20 protein-coding genes and 1 tRNA gene are annotated in these 16,234 nt (G+C 68.6%); 12 read left to right on the top strand and 9 right to left on the bottom strand.

The features are described from left to right. The first annotated feature begins 3 nt into the window (after positions 1-3). Positions 4-1,218, top strand: coding sequence for a tyrosine-type recombinase/integrase (locus tag B0I29_RS34675; RefSeq protein ID WP_111653370.1), 1,215 nt, complete (start codon positions 4-6; stop codon positions 1,216-1,218). 141 nt (positions 1,219-1,359) lie between these two features. Here the strand turns inward: B0I29_RS34675 and B0I29_RS34670 are convergent. The 6 genes from B0I29_RS34670 to B0I29_RS34645 form a co-directional block, all read right to left on the bottom strand. After that, positions 1,360-1,436 (bottom strand) — tRNA-Pro (locus B0I29_RS34670). A 52-nt stretch (positions 1,437-1,488) separates the two neighbouring features. Then, positions 1,489-2,925 (bottom strand): ribosome biogenesis GTPase Der, encoded by a 1,437-nt coding sequence (der, locus tag B0I29_RS34665; RefSeq protein ID WP_111653369.1) that lies wholly within the window; start codon positions 2,923-2,925, stop codon positions 1,489-1,491. Beyond that, on the bottom strand, positions 2,922-3,602 hold the full coding sequence (gene cmk, locus B0I29_RS34660; RefSeq protein ID WP_111653368.1) for a (d)CMP kinase: 681 nt from the start codon (positions 3,600-3,602) through the stop codon (positions 2,922-2,924). Before cmk ends, der begins: the two co-directional genes overlap by 4 nt. Positions 3,603-3,737: 135 nt before the next feature. Then, entirely contained in the window at positions 3,738-4,202 is a 465-nt protein-coding gene (locus B0I29_RS34655; RefSeq protein ID WP_245972984.1) for a MarR family winged helix-turn-helix transcriptional regulator, read from the bottom strand. Positions 4,203-4,207: 5 nt separating this feature from the next. Beyond that, the gene (locus tag B0I29_RS34650; RefSeq protein ID WP_111653366.1) at positions 4,208-4,687 is read right to left on the bottom strand and encodes a deaminase; all 480 of its coding nucleotides are present in this window, start codon (positions 4,685-4,687) and stop codon (positions 4,208-4,210) included. A 1-nt stretch (position 4,688) separates the two neighbouring features. Then, complete coding sequence (locus tag B0I29_RS34645; protein WP_111653365.1) at positions 4,689-5,336, bottom strand: GTP cyclohydrolase II; 648 nt, start codon at positions 5,334-5,336, stop codon at positions 4,689-4,691. A gap of 220 nt (positions 5,337-5,556) precedes the next feature. Here B0I29_RS34645 and B0I29_RS34640 point away from each other — a divergent pair, with 220 nt between their 5' ends. Beyond that, positions 5,557-6,078, top strand: coding sequence for a GrpB family protein (locus B0I29_RS34640; RefSeq protein ID WP_220091512.1), 522 nt, complete (start codon positions 5,557-5,559; stop codon positions 6,076-6,078). Between the two features lie 3 nt (positions 6,079-6,081). Here B0I29_RS34640 and B0I29_RS34635 read toward each other — a convergent pair whose 3' ends face one another. Next, positions 6,082-6,942, bottom strand: a complete 861-nt coding sequence (locus B0I29_RS34635) for an LLM class flavin-dependent oxidoreductase (RefSeq protein ID WP_111653515.1) — start codon at positions 6,940-6,942, stop codon at positions 6,082-6,084. A 73-nt stretch (positions 6,943-7,015) separates the two neighbouring features. Between B0I29_RS34635 and B0I29_RS34630 the strand changes: the two genes are divergently transcribed. From B0I29_RS34630 to B0I29_RS34600, 8 genes are all read left to right on the top strand, one after another. After that, positions 7,016-7,441 carry a YybH family protein gene (locus B0I29_RS34630; protein ID WP_146616977.1) on the top strand — a complete coding sequence of 142 codons (426 nt, stop codon included), beginning with the start codon at positions 7,016-7,018 and terminating at the stop codon, positions 7,439-7,441. 31 nt (positions 7,442-7,472) lie between these two features. Further along, the gene (locus B0I29_RS34625) at positions 7,473-7,661 is read left to right on the top strand and encodes a helix-turn-helix domain-containing protein (RefSeq protein ID WP_425452365.1); all 189 of its coding nucleotides are present in this window, start codon (positions 7,473-7,475) and stop codon (positions 7,659-7,661) included. A 75-nt stretch (positions 7,662-7,736) separates the two neighbouring features. Continuing rightward, positions 7,737-8,909 carry a calcium-binding protein gene (locus tag B0I29_RS47605; protein ID WP_281270935.1) on the top strand — a complete coding sequence of 391 codons (1,173 nt, stop codon included), beginning with the start codon at positions 7,737-7,739 and terminating at the stop codon, positions 8,907-8,909. Then, a complete protein-coding gene (locus B0I29_RS34615) occupies positions 8,909-10,096 on the top strand; it encodes a calcium-binding protein (RefSeq protein WP_111653513.1) in 1,188 nt (395 codons plus the stop codon). Before B0I29_RS47605 ends, B0I29_RS34615 begins: the two co-directional genes overlap by 1 nt. 129 nt (positions 10,097-10,225) lie before the next feature. Further along, positions 10,226-10,675, top strand: coding sequence for an SRPBCC family protein (locus B0I29_RS34610; protein ID WP_111653361.1), 450 nt, complete (start codon positions 10,226-10,228; stop codon positions 10,673-10,675). A gap of 138 nt (positions 10,676-10,813) precedes the next feature. Beyond that, positions 10,814-11,257: a DUF5994 family protein gene (locus B0I29_RS34605; protein ID WP_111653360.1), complete on the top strand. Its 444-nt coding sequence runs from the start codon at positions 10,814-10,816 to the stop codon at positions 11,255-11,257. 104 nt (positions 11,258-11,361) lie between these two features. After that, entirely contained in the window at positions 11,362-11,592 is a 231-nt protein-coding gene (locus B0I29_RS46070; protein WP_181558119.1) for a hypothetical protein, read from the top strand. A 5-nt stretch (positions 11,593-11,597) separates the two neighbouring features. Continuing rightward, positions 11,598-12,383: an ATP-binding protein gene (locus tag B0I29_RS34600; protein ID WP_181558118.1), complete on the top strand. Its 786-nt coding sequence runs from the start codon at positions 11,598-11,600 to the stop codon at positions 12,381-12,383. On the opposite strand, the gene B0I29_RS34595 is transcribed toward B0I29_RS34600, so the two are convergent. Continuing rightward, positions 12,380-12,982 carry a TetR/AcrR family transcriptional regulator gene (locus B0I29_RS34595; RefSeq protein WP_111653512.1) on the bottom strand — a complete coding sequence of 201 codons (603 nt, stop codon included), beginning with the start codon at positions 12,980-12,982 and terminating at the stop codon, positions 12,380-12,382. The two genes, B0I29_RS34600 and B0I29_RS34595, sit on opposite strands and share 4 nt — an antisense overlap. Before the next feature lie 88 nt (positions 12,983-13,070). Here B0I29_RS34595 and B0I29_RS34590 point away from each other — a divergent pair, with 88 nt between their 5' ends. Beyond that, a complete protein-coding gene (locus B0I29_RS34590; RefSeq protein WP_111653358.1) occupies positions 13,071-14,018 on the top strand; it encodes an NADP-dependent oxidoreductase in 948 nt (315 codons plus the stop codon). A gap of 61 nt (positions 14,019-14,079) precedes the next feature. Here the strand turns inward: B0I29_RS34590 and B0I29_RS34585 are convergent, their stop codons facing one another. Then, positions 14,080-15,429, bottom strand: a complete 1,350-nt coding sequence (locus B0I29_RS34585; RefSeq protein ID WP_111653357.1) for a glycosyl hydrolase family 18 protein — start codon at positions 15,427-15,429, stop codon at positions 14,080-14,082. Between the two features lie 277 nt (positions 15,430-15,706). On the opposite strand from B0I29_RS34585, the gene B0I29_RS47090 reads away from it, so the two are divergent. Further along, on the top strand, positions 15,707-16,096 hold the full coding sequence (locus B0I29_RS47090; RefSeq protein WP_245972982.1) for a helix-turn-helix domain-containing protein: 390 nt from the start codon (positions 15,707-15,709) through the stop codon (positions 16,094-16,096). The last annotated feature ends 138 nt before the right edge of the window (positions 16,097-16,234 follow it).

Raw genomic sequence — 16,234 nt, 5'->3', positions numbered from 1 at the left:
GCCTTGGCGCGACCTCCACTACCCATCGGCACGTACGGCGCGATCCGCACCGAACAGGTCGGCCCCAACCGATTCCGCGCCCGAACACGTTTCCGCGACTACGACGGCAAGACCCGCGACGTGGAGGCAACGGATGTCAGCAGTCCAGCAGCCATCCGAGCGTTGAAGGTCAAGCTGCGTGACCGCGCCATCCCCAACGACGACGAGATCAGTCGCGACACCCGCGCCTCCTCCCTGAGCGAGAAGTGGATCGAAGAGCTCACCGACGAGGAACGGATCGCCCCGCAAACCATCGATCGCTACCGTGGCACGCTGCGCACTGCCATCCTGCCGGCCCTCGGCGAGCTTCGGATCAGGGAGGTGACGGTGGGGCGTCTCGACCGTTTCCTTCGGGAGATCGCCAAGAACCACCCGTCCAAGGCCAAGGGCGCAAAGGTCGCCCTGAGCCAGATGTTCGCGCTCGCGGTACGCCACGGCGCTATCCCCACCAACCCCGTCCGCGACACCGGACGACTCCGCAAGCCGCGCCGCGAAGTAACCGCCCTTGAGACCAAGCAGCTCGAAACCGTCCGAACAGCGATTCGGACTTGGCAAGAGCCCGTCCCCGGCAAACCTGGACCTCGGCACACCGGCGACCTTGCCGACATCATCGATCTCATGCTCGCGACCGGTGCCCGCATCGGCGAGATCCTCGCCGTTCGGTGGTCGGACCTCGACCTGTCCAAGAGCCGTCCCGTTCTGACTATCAGCGGCACGCTGGTCTACGTCAAAGGCAGAGGCGTCTTCCGCCAGGGCTGGACCAAAAGCGAGGCCGGCTACCGAACGATCGTCTTGCCTGGATTCGCCGTCGGCATGCTCCTGGCCCGCAAACTCACCGCCGCCGAGAACGAGCATGATGCCGTGTTCGCCTCCAGGAACGGCACCTGGCTTCAGCCCAACAACGTTCGCCGCCAGTGGCGTCAGGCCCGAGCGGACACCGACCTCACCTGGGTTACTCCGCACACCTTCCGCAAGACCGTCGCGACCCTCATCGACGAGGAGGCCAACACCAAGAGCGCCGCAGCCCAGCTGGGCCATGGCAGTGAAGAGGTCACCGCCACCTACTACATCGCCAAGCCTGCGATCGCTCCGGACAACTCCGAAATCCTCGAACGGCTAGGCGCGGACAGAACGGCCGCCAAAAGCCCGGCCCGAAATCGCGAACAACGGGCCGAATGATCAGCGGCCGTCACCGCTGATCACTTATGACGAACCTGCCCGCCGGTTCGGGTAAATCAGGGGTTTTCGGGGGGCGGTTCAAAATCGAATAGGGCAAAACAAAAGCCCTGACCAGCGTTTATGCTGGTCAGGGCTTTTCAATGGTCGGGCTGACAGGATTTGAACCTGCGACCCCTTGACCCCCAGTCAAGTGCGCTACCAAGCTGCGCTACAGCCCGATCCCGCCCCGAACCACAGCCCGGCGCGACATCTCCTAAAGCTTACCAACCACTACCCATGAGCCTTACCGCGACCCCCCGGCCCCAGCTTCTTCCGGGGTTTCACCGAGATCTCGATCGGCGACCCTTCAAACCCGAACTCCTCACGCAGCTTCCGCTCGATGAACCGGATATACCCGGCATCGAACGGCCCAGTCGTGAACAGCACGAACCGCGGCGGAGCCACCCCAGCCTGCGTAGCGAACAAAACCCGAGGAGCCCGGCCACCACGAACCGGGTGCGGCGTGCCCTGCGTCAACGCGGTGATCCACTGGTTCAGGGCACCCGTGGCGACCCGCTGTTCCCACGACGCCAGCGCCTTGCGCAGTGCGGGTGCCAGCTTGTCGACGGCACGCCCCGTCTTCGCGGAGATGTTCACCCGGATGGACCAGGCGACCCGCTTCATGTCGCGGTCGATCTCCTTGTCCAGGAAGATCCGCCGGTCGGGGTCGACCAGGTCCCACTTGTTGTAGGCGACCACGAGCGCCCGCCCGGCCTCGACGACCTGGGAGATGACCCGCTGGTCCTGCTCGCTGATCACGTCGCCGGAGTCGAGCAGCACGACCGCGACCTCGGCGGCCTCGACGGCGCCTGCGGTACGCAGGGACGCGTAGTACTCCGTACCCGAGGCCTGGTTGACGCGCTTGCGCAGGCCCGCCGTGTCGACGAACTGCCAGATGTCGCCATCCATCTCGACCAGGCTGTCGACCGGGTCGACGGTGGTGCCGGCGACCGAGTCGACGACGGCGCGTTCCTCTTTGGCGAGGCGGTTGAGCAGACTGGACTTGCCGACGTTGGGCCGGCCGACCAGGGCGACACGGCGCGGGCCGCGGGGGGTGCCCTCGATCACCGGCGGGGTCGGCGGCAGCGCGGCCAGGATGCTGTCGAGCAGGTCGCCGGATCCGCGGCCGTGCAGCGCCGAGATCGGGAACGGTTCGCCGAGGCCGAGCTGCCAGAGCGACACGGCTTCGAGTTCGAGGTTCTGGTTGTCGGCCTTGTTGGCGACCAGGATGACCGGTTTGTGGCTGCGGCGCAGCATCTTGACCGCGGCTTCGTCCACGTCCGTGGCGCCGACGGTGACGTCGACGACGAAGATGACCACGTCGGCGGTCTGCACGGCGATCTCGGCCTGGTTGGCGATGGCCGCGGCACGGTCGCGGGCGTCGGGTTCCCAGCCGCCGGTGTCGACGACGGTGAACCGCCGGCCGTTCCACTGGGCGTCGTAGGGGACCCGGTCACGGGTCACGCCGGCGACGTCCTCGACGACTGCCTGACGGCGGCCGATGATGCGGTTCACCAGGGTGGACTTGCCCACGTTCGGGCGGCCGACCACGGCGACAACCGGGACAGGTCCGGAAAATTCCGATGAGTCATCGGAACCGTCGGTATCGGAAAATACGAGCCCACCCTCGAAATCATTGAGATCGAGGTCGGCGGGGAGATCAGTCACTTACTTACCTTGCTGTTGAGCAGATCGAGCAGATGCGCCACAACCTCGTCGATGCCCATCCCGGTGGTGTCCACCTCGATGGCGTCGGAGGCCTGGCGCAGCGGGTCGACCGCGCGGCTGGAGTCGAGCTTGTCGCGGCGGGCCAGGTCGGCCTCGGTGGCGGCGACGTCGGTGGCGTCCTCGGCGCTGCGCCGGGCGGCGCGTGCGGCGGCGGACGCGGTCAGGTAGACCTTCAGATCGGCGTCGGGGGCGACCACGGACGCGATGTCGCGGCCCTCGACGATGATGCGCGGGTGTGCGGCGATGATCGCCTGCTGCAGCGCGACCAGGTGCTTTCGCACGGCGGGAACGGCGGCGACGGCGGAGACAGCACCGGTCACCTCCGGGCCGCGAATGGGCGCGTCGACGTTGGTGCCGTTCGCCGCGAAGTGTGGCGCCGACGGGTCGGTGCCGATCGACAACTCGGTCTCCAGCGCGATCTTGGCGATCGCCTCGGGGTCCGCGAGGTCAGCGCCGCCCTGAAGCACGGCCCAGGTCAGCGCCCGGTACATCGCCCCGGTGTCGAGGTACACACCCTCGACCGCGACGGCTAGCCGCCGGGAAACGGTGGATTTGCCCGAACCGGACGGGCCGTCGACGGCAATCACGCACGTTTCCGGCCGTTCCTGAAGCGCCACCGTTCCTCCTGAAGTCCCCACGCCAACCAACCCTCCCATTGTGCCCGCTCACGCAGACAGCGGCGAACCCGGGCTCTACCAAGAGTGCAGACCAAGATCAAGATCAAAACCCTTGATGGGTACGCCCACCGGGCGTCAGCCGGCAGCGAGGCGCGGGAGCAATTTCGAGGTGATCTCGCCCAACTGTGCGATCTCGTCCGGGGTCAGGTTGTCGAAGACCAGGCGGCGCACCTCGGCGACGTGGCCCGGTGCGGCATCGCGCAGGGTCGCGACGCCCAGTTCGGTGAGGCAGGCGATCTGTCCGCGTTTGTCGTTCGGGCAGGCCTGGCGCTGGACCCAGCCACGCTGTTCCAGGCTCGCGACCGCGTGCGACAGGCGACTCGGCGTGGTGCCGACCATGCGGGCCAGATCGGTCATCCGCATCGATCGGCCCGGGGAGTCGCTGAGGTTCGCCAGGATCTGGTAGTAGGCGTGCGGTATCCCGGTGTCCTCGCGCAGCTGCCGATCCAGGGTGGCCGGCAACAGGATCAGGACCTGGGCGAGGTTGAGCCAGGTACGCATCTCGGAGTCGGTGAGCCAGCGCGGTTCGGCCTCGGTCACGGTTGTCATCCTGCCTGGCCGGGCGCGAGGACGTGCGCGTTGACGGCGCGGACGTGGTGGGCCAGATCGGACAGCTCGATGACGTCGACGCCGGCCAGGCGCAGCGTGTCGACGCCGTCGCAGTCGGCGAACAGCAGCGGTTCGCGCAGGGCGAGCACGACCCGCCCGAACCCGGCGGCGATCACCAGCTGGGTGCAGGACGCGGGCCGGGAGCGGCGGCTAGTGCAGGGCTCCATCGTCGTGTAGATCGTGGCCCGGGACAGGTCGGTGCCCGGCAGGATCTTGGAGAGCGCGGCCTCCTCGGCGTGCTCGTGCGGGTCGTTCTCGCCGGTGTACCCGGTGGCCAGGATGCTGCCGTCGTAGTCGACGACGATCGCGCCGACCGCATACCGGGAGTCGACCGGCGGCGCGAGCCGGGAGAACGTCAGCGCGGCCTGCATCCAGTCGTGATGGGTCGCCAGGGATTCGACGCGGGTGACGGTCATGTCAGCCGGCCAGCGGCAGGTCGAGCGTGTGCGCGGTGTGGTCCCGCTTCGCCGTCAGGTACCGGGCGTTCGCCCCGGTCAGGTGCACACCGGTCGGGATCCGCCCGGTCACCTCGATGCCCAGGCCTTCGAGCTGCGCCGCCTTGTCCGGGTTGTTGCTGAGCAGCCGGATCCGGTCAGCGCCGAGCGTGGTCAGCATCTGCGCGGCCGGCGTGTAATCCCGCTCGTCCTCGGCGTGCCCGAGCGCGAGGTTGGCCTGGTAGGTGTCGAGGCCGGTGTCCTGCAGGGCGTACGCGTCCAGCTTGGCGTAGAGCCCGATGCCACGGCCCTCCTGCCGCAGGTAGAGCAGGAATCCACCCTGCTCGGCGATCCGCTCGACAGCCTCGCGCAACTGCGGCCCGCAGTCGCAGCGCTCGCTGCCGAAGACGTCGCCGGTGAGGCATTCACTGTGCGGGCGCACCAGAGGCGCTTCATCCGCGGTGAGCGCGTCCCGCCAGGGGCCGAGCCCCAGGGCGAGGTGCTCACGGCCGTCGACCAGGCCGGTGAAGGTGAAGACGTCCGCCGTGGTCGCGTACCCGTCCGGGAACCGCAGTGGCACCGACACCCGGGTCCGCACCCGCGTGGCTGGCAAACCCAGCGTGACCGTCATGGCGTCCCCCAACTTGTTGAAGTTTCACCAAGAGCATCCGCCCGCGATGTTGAAACTTCAAGGGTGTCGATCACCACGCCATCGACATATCCCTTCACCGGCCCTCGCTCAGCCCCCGGGAAGACAGGACTTCGCGTCACACCCGTTGCGGGTCAGGGTTGAGGTCGCTGAGGCGTACCCAAGGGATTTTTGTCCTTTTGGTTTGGGTATGGGGTGCTGCGTGACTATCGAGATCTTGGATTACGACCCGGCGTGGGCCGAGCTGGCGCGGCACGCCATCGGTGAGGTGATCGTCGCGCTGCCGGGGCGGGTCTCCGAGGTGGAGCACGTCGGCAGCACCGCCGTTCCTGGGCTCGCCGCCAAACCGGTGATCGACCTGATGGCGGCCACCAGCTCGCTCGACATGGTCCTCGCCGGGGAGGCGCACCTCGAAGAGATCGGCTACCGGCGGCTCGACACCGGGATGCCGGATCGGCTGTTCTATCGCCGCGAGGGAACGCCGGTCGCCTACCACCTGCACGTGGTCGGCGCCGACTCGTGGGAGACCCGCAACGAACGGCTGCTGCGCGACCACCTGCTGCAGACGCCCGGCGACCGGGACGAATACGCCGGCCTCAAACGCGAGCTCGCCGACCTCGACGCGGAGACCTACACCCGGCGCAAGACCCCGCTGGTCCAGCGCATGGTCGACACCGCCCGGGACCTGCGCGGACTCCCCCGCGTCGACGTCTGGGAGGAGTGACGGTCACTCGATCAGGGCGGCGACCGCCTCCATGCCCGGCTCGCGGATCACGTAGCGGGTGATCCCCCACCGCTTCTCGTGCCGCTGCAGCGCGCCGCGGATCTCCCCCACCGTCCCGATCATCACGAACGGCGCGTCCAGCAGCTCCGCGACCGGCATCCCGAGGAGTTCCGCGTGCGGCGCGGCGGCTTTCTCGGCGTCGTCGGTGACCTCGACGATCTGCACGAGCGCTTCCACAGCGAAAGGCGAAGACCGTCCGGCTGCGCCGGCCACGACCCGCTCCACCTGGTGGTCGATCTGGGCGGTCCGCCACCGGGCCTCATGGCGATGGCCGTCTTCGAGGGTACGACCCAAGCCGCTCAGCCCCACGATGTCCGCGTGGCCTCCGGCCCAGTGCAGCAGCCGTGAGTTCGCCGTGCCGATCGTCATCGGAACCCGCTCCTGAACCGGCCGTGGACTCGCCAGCCCACCGTCGAGCAGCTCGCGGACGGCCCGCGCCACCTCCAGGCAGCGGTCGACCCGGCCGCGCACGTCCGGGCGTTCCCTGCCGATGGCCTGCCACTCCGCCGGGGTGTGCCCGGCGCCGAGTCCGACGATCGCCCGGCCACCGGACACCACGTCGAGCGTGGCCGCGTCGGTGGCGATGTGGGCCGCCTCGCGTACCCCAGTGTTGGTGACGTTGGAACCCAGCCGGAGCCGTGAGGTGACGGCGGCAGCGGCAGCGAGGGCGACAAATGGCGCCGCGCTCGACCCGGGATGGTCCGCGGCGAGCAGGCTGCCGAAGCCGAGCTCCTCGGCGCGGCGAGCGAGAGCGAGCCAGGAACTGGCGTCGGTGGGCTGGGCCTGCAGGGAGAAGACGGTCACCCGGTTCACGCTGGCACGAACCGGCCGGGCGATCCAAGGAGTTCTGCGGTCGGCAGAGGGTAAGCCGTCAGACATGGACGCTGACAAGGAACTACGGGAACTCGTGGCGGAACGTGTAGCGGCCGTCGCGACAAAGGACGCGAAGACCCTCGCGGCCCGGCAGCACCCGGACGTGGTCACCTTCAACGTGCTGCCGCCGCTGCACGCGAAGGGCAACGAGGCGGTCGAGGCCGCGACCCGGTCCTGGTTCGACGGTTACGCCTCCGACATCGGGTACGAGGTACAGGACCTGCAAGTCACCGCGAACGGCGACGTCGGCTTCTGCTCGTTCCTCTATCACGTGTCCGGCACGCTGAAGAACGGCGCGGAGGTCGACATGTGGGTCCGGGCGACGCTGGGCTGCGTACGCGAGAACGGCCGCTGGCTGATCACCCACGACCACGAGTCAGTCCCCTTCGACCCGGCAACCGGCCTGGCCCTGATGAACGCGACGCCGTGAAATCTATTGACTTTCGATAGGTCGCATCGACGTGCAACTCGCCAAGCGCAAGATGAGCGTCGGCGAGTTCGCCGAGCTGGTCGGTCTGACCCCGGCGAACGTGGCGGTGCTCAAGAACGGCCGGGCCAAAGCCGTGCGCTTCAGCACCCTGGAGGCGATGTGCCGCGTCCTCGACTGCCAGCCCGGCGACCTGCTCGAATTCGTCGAGGACGAAGAATGACGCGATAACCGATCCCGGGCAAGATCGCCACCCCTCTATGATGCGCGCACACTCGACATCGGGGGATGTACATAAGTGAGAATCACGAAGTGGCCGATGCGCGCCGGCCTCACCCTGCTCACCACGATCGCCGTCGCTGCCGTGGCCGTTCCGGCCGAGGCAGCGTCGTGGGGCTATGCGACCGCCGGCAGCACGAACGTGAAGTTCGACGCGGACTGGAAAGCAACGAACAAGGTCGTGATCACCCGGTCCGGCCGGACCGTCACGATCGACGACCGCTTGGAGATCAAGCCGGGCAAGGGCTGCAAGCGGGTCAAGGGCGACAAGACCAAGGTCCGCTGCACGACCACGAAGACACCCACCAAGGTGTACGTCGAGCTGCGTGACCGCAACGACTCGGTGGTCAACAAGAGCAACCTGCGCCTGATCGCCAACGGGGGCAGCGGTAACGACAAGCTCACCGGTGGCCCCAAGGCCGACGTCCTCGACGGCGACGACTTCGCCTACCGCTCCGGCAGCGGCAACGACAAGATCTACGGCGGCGCCGGCAACGACGACATCGACGCGGGCGACGGATCCGACTACGTGTCCGCGGGCGACGGCAACGACCGGATCGCCGGCGACTGCGACTGCCTCACCGGCCGTAACCGTGCCGGCAACGACGAGCTGCGCGGCGGCAACGGCAACGACGTTCTCGCCGGCATGTACGGCCACGACAAGCTGTACGGCGGCAACGGCAACGACTTCCTGAACGGCGCCATCGGCCGTGACCGCCTCGAAGGCGGGGCGGGCGACGACCAGCTCCTCGGTGACCTGAACAGCGGCCCGTTCGCCGCCGACGTGGTGCTCGGCGGATCCGGCAGGGACACCGTCGATTACCAGTACGCCAAGGCGGTCTCCGTCGACCTCGACGGCGTTTCCGGCGACGACGGGCTGCCCGGCGAGCGCGACACCGTCGGCGCCGACGTGGAGAACCTCGTCGGCGGAGCCGGCAACGACCGCCTGATCGGTAACAACGCGGCCAACGACATCAACGGCCTGGCCGGCGACGACGTCATCCTCGGTGGCGCCGGCGACGACCAGCTGTACGGCGGCGACGGGCGCAACAAGATCTACGGCGAGGCGGGCAACGATCTGCTGCGCACCGCCTACGGCGTCAGTCGTCTCGACGGCGGCCTGAACACCGACGTATGCGTCGCGAAACCGGAGGACACCGTGGTCGGCTGCGAGACGCGGCAGGTGTGGTGATGCCACGTCAGAAGTGGGCGGCACGAGCCGGCATCGCACTGGTCCTCACGGTGGCTGCCGGAACCGTCGCCGGTCCGGCGCAGGCCGCCGCGACCGTTTCGGGTTCCGCCAAGGCCGGGACCTCGACCGTCACGTTCGAGGCGGGCACCGCCACGAACAAGGTCGTGGTCACCCGCTCCGGGCGGACCGTCACGATCGACGACCGGGTCGCGATCAGGCCCGGCAAGGGCTGCAAGAAGGTCAAAGGCGACAAGACAAAGGTCCGCTGCACGACCAAGAAGACACCCACCAAGGTGTACGTCGAGCTGCGTGACCGCAACGACTCCGTGGTCAACAAGAGCGACCTGCGGATGGAGGCGGACGGCGGCGACGGCAACGACAAGCTGACCGGCGGCCCGAAGGATGACTTCCTCACCGGCGACAACATCTTCACCCGCTACGACAACGGCAACGACAAGATCTACGGCGGTGGCGGCGACGACGAGATCTACGCCGGTGAGGGCGCCGATTACGTCAACGCCGGCGAGGGTAACGACACGGTCCACGGCGACGCGGTCTGCGAGTGTTACGGCCCGCACCGGCCCGGCAACGACGTGATCTACGGCGGCCGCGGAAACGACTTCCTGGTCGGCATGGCCGGCAATGACAAGATCTACGGCGGTCATGGCCACGACATCCTGCTCGGGTTGGCCGGACGGGACCGCCTCGAAGGCGGCGCCGGCAACGACGAGTTCGTCGGCGACCACAACGCCGCAACAGCCGTCGCGGACGTGCTGCTCGGCGGCCCCGGGACCGACGAGGTGAGCTACAGCGGCTACGCCAAGCCGGTCACGGTCGATCTGGACGGCGTCGCCGACGACGGCTTGGCCGGCGAACGCGATCTTGTCGGCGCCGACATCGAGAACATCTACGGCGGCAGCCGTAACGACCGGCTCACCGGCAACAACGCGGCCAACGCCATCGACGGCGCGGCCGGTGACGACGTCATCTTCGGCGGCGGCGGCAACGACCAGCTCGACGGCACCGAAGGACGCAACAAGCTCTACGGCGAGGCCGGCAACGACACCCTCGACAGCTGGTCCGACAACAAGGGCAGCCTTCTCGACGGTGGCATCGGCACCGACAACTGCCGGTTCGCCACGAAGGACACCCTGGTCGGCTGCGAGACCTCGGCCACGATGTACTAGTCACCATGCCGGCACCCCGACCGGGCACTCGGCCAGTGGGCCAGGGATCACGACCAGGGTCCTTCCCTGGCTCGGCCGGGGTGCCGTCGCGGGCAATCTGAGCGCAGCCGAAAACAAGGAGCGCTCACGATGTCCACGATCCGCCTGCACCAGCACACCACCGTCACCCCGGAGCAGTTCGTCGCCGCGATCACCGACTTCGGGCCGGGCCGCGAGAAGATCTTCGGCAACAGCGCCGACGCCGACCTACGGGTGCACGCACAGGGGCCGACCTCCGCCGACGTCACCGAGGGCTCCGGCGGGATCTGGGAACGGCTCAGCTACGACTGGTCGGATGTGCGCCGGGTGACGATGCGGACGACCGACTCCAACGTCTGGGGTGGACGCTCCGGTCACACGTACACGCTGACGCCGCTGGCCGACGGGACCACCGACATCGACGTCGTGGTGGTCCGCGACGGCAAGAACCTCAAGGGCCACACGCTCGGTTTCCTGTTCCGCTTCGCCGGGCCGGGCTTCCTGAGCAAGGCCCTGGCCAGCACGGTCGCCGCCGTCGAGGCACGGGTCAACGCGGGCTGAGCCAGTCGATCACTGGTTTGTGCCACGCCCGGACGGGTACACCGATGGTCAACGCCGTCGTCGGCGTGACTGGGAGCCCCATAGGTCTTCGTCCCGCTGATCGAGCGGGCACATCAATGACCGCAGAAGGGCATTCCGATGACCCAGACAACCGCTCCCCGGGCAGCACCGGAGTCCATCCGGCTCCAGCTCGACCCGCATCCGTCCCGGACGACCCTGCTCGACGGTGCCTGGTGGCCCCGCTCCACGGACGTGATCGCCGAGCTCCCCTCGCTGGTGAAGGCCTTGACCGGCCTTCGCGGCGAGATCACCCACGTGCTGCTCAACAACGCCGAGTGGGACCAGCCGCATCCGCCGCGGGCCGGCGAGGGCCGCGACGCGGTGCGGCTCTGCTGGTACGCCTCCCAGCCGGCCGGACTGGTCACCGTCATGAGCGAGTTCGGGCGCGATCGTTTCGACCTGATGGTGGTCCCGGTCGACGCGACCCCGGCATCGGCCGGCTCCACGCTGGCCGCCGCGGCCGACGGCACGGATCGGAGGCACGCACCCGAGCTGCTCGCCGGCATCGAGCACGCCGGCTGACGGTCAGCCCTCCCTGTTATGTGTTGATATACCCTTACCTCACCGTCGTTCGCTGCTCCAGACCCCGGTAGCGGATCGCCATCTCTGGCGTCCCTGGAGCTGTCATGCCCATTCGAACGCACCCTGTCCGCCCGACCCTGGACCCGCCGGAAGAGACCGGTGCCGGATGGGTCGGCTGCCACATCACCGAGTCGCCGCGCGGACCCGCCAACGGTCACCGTCCGGCGAACGCGGCCCACCACGCCAGCGGCAAGCACCGCACAGCCGAACTCCTCCGCCGCCTCGCCGGCGTACGGCCGCAGCGGGACGAGACCGGATCAGCAGGCGAGCGGTGACCGCCGTGGAGTTGCCTCCGTACCTGCTGACCACCGGCACCGCCCACCGTGGAGTGTCGGTCGGCGTCGCCGCGGACGCGAGCAGCACGGTGGTCGAGATGACGGTGCACGGCCGATGGTCACCCGAACTCAGAGACCAGGTGGCCGACACCCTGCGGATGTGTGAGGCCGGGCCGACCACGGGAATCATCATCGACCTGCAGAACATGGGTGATCTGCACGGGGTGAGCCTGCCGTTCTGGACGCACGCGGCGCGATCGGGCCGTCTCGGTTCCGTTCTGCTGCTGGCGTTGTGCCTGCCCACGGCGACGATGCTGAGCTACCGGCTGCGGCAGTCCGACGGGCGTCAGCCGCTGGTGTTCCCCACTGTTCCGCAGGCGCGGGTGGCGATCGCCGGCCGGATGTCGCCGACGCATCGACGGCTGCAGGCCCGGCTCCCCGGGCGGGCTTCCGCGGTGCGGACCGCCCGTGAGCTGGTCGCGCAGGCTTGTCACGCCTGGCATATCCCGCAGCTGCGGCCGAACGCCGCCCTGATCATGTCCGAGCTGGCGACCAACGCGGTGCAGCACGCCCGTACCGAAATGGTCGCGACCGTCATCAGGGCCGGTGACTGCCTGCATCTGGCCGTCCGCGACGGCGACAGCAGGTTTCCTCGCCTCGCCGCTCCGGACCCGGATCTGACCGCCGCCGGTGGGCGAGGCCTGCGCCTGGTCCACGGCATCGCCACCGCCTGGGGAGCGATGCCGGCCCGGGGCGGCAAGGTCGTCTGGGCGACGGTGGCGCCGGGCTAGCTCATCCGGGGCGGGTCCACCGGCAGCGGGCTCGCGCCTGCCGGGCGCAGGCCGTCGAAGATGATGGCGAGGTATCGGCGCCACAGGTCCGGACTGCTGCCCGGAGGGGCGAAACCGGCCACGTGGCCGGGCGCGCACATCAGCAGGACCACGTCGGTGCCGGTGATGTCGGCACGGATCGCCCCGGACTCCCGGGCCCGCGTCACCAGCGTCTCGATCAGGGTGAACATCCGGCCCCGGGCCTCGGTGAGCCGCTCGTTGACCGCGTGGGCCTCCTGGAGAACCGACATGTCGGCGTTCTGCTGCCGGTCGGCGGCCAGAGTGAGGAACTCCAGCAGCGCCGCGCCGGGATCGCCGGATCCGGTCAGCCGCTCGCCCGCCGCCGTGAGCGCGCCGATCCGGTCGAGCATCACCTCGGAGAGCAGGTCGTCCTTGGTCGGGAAGTGCCGGAACACGGTCCCCTTGCCGATCCCGGCACGGGCTGCGATGTCGGCGACCGAGGCGTCCAGGCCCCGCGCGGCGAACTCCCGCTCCGCCGCCGCGAGCAGCAACGCACGGTTGCGGGCGGCGTCGGCGCGCAGCGGCCGGTCGGAGGTCATGCCCACCATTCTAAGTAAGTTGACCGGCCGGTCCGCTTAGGGTTAGCCTCGTAACCTGACCGGGCGGTCCGCTTAAGGGGGGCATGTCGTGAAGGCTGTTGTCGCATCGGATTACGGGCCACCGGAGGGCTTCACGCTCGCCGACGTCGAGACGCCGCTTCCCGGGCCGGGGCAGATACAGGTCAAGGTGCGAGCCGCCGCCCTCAACCCGGTCGACCTCACCGTCGTCGCCGGCGGGCTGGCCGAGCTGACGTTCCCGCACGTGCTCGGCAACGACTTCGCCGGCACGGTCACCGCGATCGGCCCCGGCGTCACCGGCTTCCAGCAAGGCGGTTTCAAGCCGGGCGACGAAGTCTTCGGGCATGCCATGCCACGAGCGCTGCGCGCCATCGCCGGGCGGGGCAAACCCTCACTCGGCACCGGCACCCTCGCGGAGTTCGTCGTGGTCGAGGCGGACACCCCGTTCATCGCCCACCGGCCACCATCGCTGCCGGCCGCCGAGGCCGCCGCCCTGGGCACCGCCGGCCTCACCGCCCGCGCCGTCGCGATCACCGCCGCCGTCACACCCGGCGAGCGAGTCCTGGTGATCGGCGCGACCGGCGGCGTCGGCACCACACTGCTCCCCCTGCTCAGCCACGCGCACGCGATCGCCACCGGCCACCCCGCGGACGAGACCTTGCTGCGCAAGCTCGGCGCCACCGAGACCATGGGGTACGCGCAATATCCCCCGAACATCGACGTGGCACTGAACCTGGCCCTGCCGAGCGACCAGCTGGCCGATGTCGCGCGGGTGATCAGACCGGGCGGTCGCCTGTTCACGATCACCTTCCCGTTCCCACGGCAGGAGTGGATCGCCCGCGACGACGTCGAGTTCCGCCTGATCCTGGACAGCGAGGGCACCCTGGGCGGGGCGGCGGAGCTGACCGAGCTGAGGGCGACGATCGCGCACACCTATGCACTGGCCGAGGGGCCGGAGGCCTACCGCGACCTGGCCCATCGGCACAGCGTGGGAAAGTTGGTGATCGCGATGCCCTGAGCGGTGCCGGCCCCGTGAACCGGCACCACCCAGAGCATCAGCGGATCAGGGCATCAGCGAATCAGGGCAGGGTCCAGCGCTGGTTCGCGCCGGCGAAGCAGTCCCAGATCTGCAGGCGGGTTCCGTTCGCCGAGCTGTTGTTCTGCGCGTCCAGGCATCGTCCGCTCACCGGGTTGCGCAGGGTGCCGTCGGAAGCGGCCTGCCACGCCTGCGCCCCGGTGCCGTTGCAGTCGTAGATCTGCACGAGCGAGCCGTTCGCGACACCGGCGGCGTTGACGTCCAGGCACTTGCCGAGCGCCCGGATGGTGCCGTCGGTGCCGACGGTCCAGGTCTGCGCACTCGTGCCGTTGCAGTCGTAGATCTGCACGGCCGTGCCGTTGGCGCTGCTGGCCGAGGCGACGTCGACGCACTTGCCGCCGATCCCGGTGATCCGTCCGGTCCGGCCGGTCGGCGGCGGGTTGCTGCCCATCACGGTCTCGTAGATCGCGCTGACCAGCGAATTCGACCCGGTGGCGTCCTGCGACAGCTCCCAGTTCATGATGCCGCCGGCGTTCGCCAGAGCCCACTGGGTCTTACGCCGGACGGTCGGCAGGCCGTTGTAGCACTCACCGGACGGGGTGCAGTCCCGGTTCGCGTTGGCCGGGTCCTGGGCGACCAGCTGGGCGTACGTGAGGTAGCCGGGCCGGCTGTAGAACGGCACACCCAGCACGGTCTTGGCCTTGGGCAGGCCACGGTTCTTCCAGAAGTTGGCCGCGTTGATCGACCAGTCGTAGTTGGCGTGCGGGCTCCCACCGTCGTACGCCATGATGTTGAGCCAGTCGACGTACCCGAACACGGCCGGCTGCACCCCGTTGGCGGTGCCGCCCTCGCTGACCACGGCCGCGGTCAGCAGCTTGCCCTCGTTGTGCAGGGCGGTGCTGAGCTGGCCCATCAGCGCGGTGTAGTTGTTGCCCGACGTGCCCGGGTCCGGGTACTCCCAGTCCATGTCGACACCGTCCAGGCCGTACTGACGGACCGTGCTCATCACCGTGTTGACGAACGTGGTGCGGGTGCCGGAGTTCGCGGCGAGCGACTCGAAAGCGGAGTCGTTGCCGTCGTTCCAGCCACCGATCGCCAACGAGATCTTGACGTTGTTCTGATGCCCGAGGGTGACGAGCTGCTGAAGCTTCGCGGTGTTCTCGATGGGCTGCAGCGTGCCGTTGGCGTTGGGCAGGGCGAACGAGTAGTTGATGTGGGTCAGCTTGCCGAACTGAATGCTGGTGACGTTGCCGGCCCACGACGGCATGTACCCGACGCTCTTGAACCCGTTGGGCAGCACCACAGCCTGCGCGGCACCACCGCCGGCGACCGCAAGGCCGGTACCGGCCAGGACAACCGCGAGCGCCGCGGCGACCGATCTTCTGATGTTCATGGGGAACGCGACCCTTCATGGGGGATGACCAGGGGCGCGTAAATGTTAAGAAGATTAACAGATATTGGTCAATGCAATCCCCCGGTTCCGCAACAAAATGACGTGTTACATAGGCCCGTCGCCGGGCGGCGCTGGCCGACGACTGGGTGCGATAGCCGAGTCGGAACTTAGAACGTCGGCTAGTGCCCCGTCTTTGGACGTTGGCCGTGTAATCCGTCGGTTTTGGTCGGGTGTCGGGCAGGCTGTTCCTCTTGCTGTTTGTGGGAGGTGATGCCAGGTGGGCCGACGCCCGGAAGTATTCGTGCGGGCTCTGTCGATGTCTGAAGGCCAGCGGCTGCAGAGGATCACGCGTACCGCGAAGGACCCGGTCAAGCTGCGCCGGGCGATCGTCGTGCTGATGTCTGCCCAAGGCCAGCCGGCAGCGGACATCGCGTACCTGCTCAAGGCCACCGACGACTACGTCCGCGACGTGATCCACGCGTTCAACGACAGGGGGTTCGACGCGCTGAACCCAAAATGGAGAGGGGGCACACCGAACAAGATCAGCCGCGATCGGCGACTACATCCGATGGCACAACCAGCGAGCCCGACCGAAAACCGGATACGCGACCGACTCCAAGATCCGCCACCCGGATTACCCCTTCAAAGCCGCATGACGAGGCACTAGCCGACGATGGTCGACGCAGATCGCCGTTTGACGGCCCAGCTACTGTCCGGACGACGGGGACGACCCGAGGCTCGGCGCGACCAGTGACGAGACCACTGACCTCAACCGTCCTCCCCGCCAGGCTTGGCTGGAATCTCG

It is taken from the genome of Actinoplanes lutulentus (genome assembly GCF_003259845.1).
Taxonomy (GTDB): Bacteria; Actinomycetota; Actinomycetes; order Mycobacteriales; family Micromonosporaceae; genus Actinoplanes; species Actinoplanes lutulentus.
Note: the sequence above shows the minus strand (reverse complement) of the source record. Positions and strands in the feature narration are given on the sequence as shown.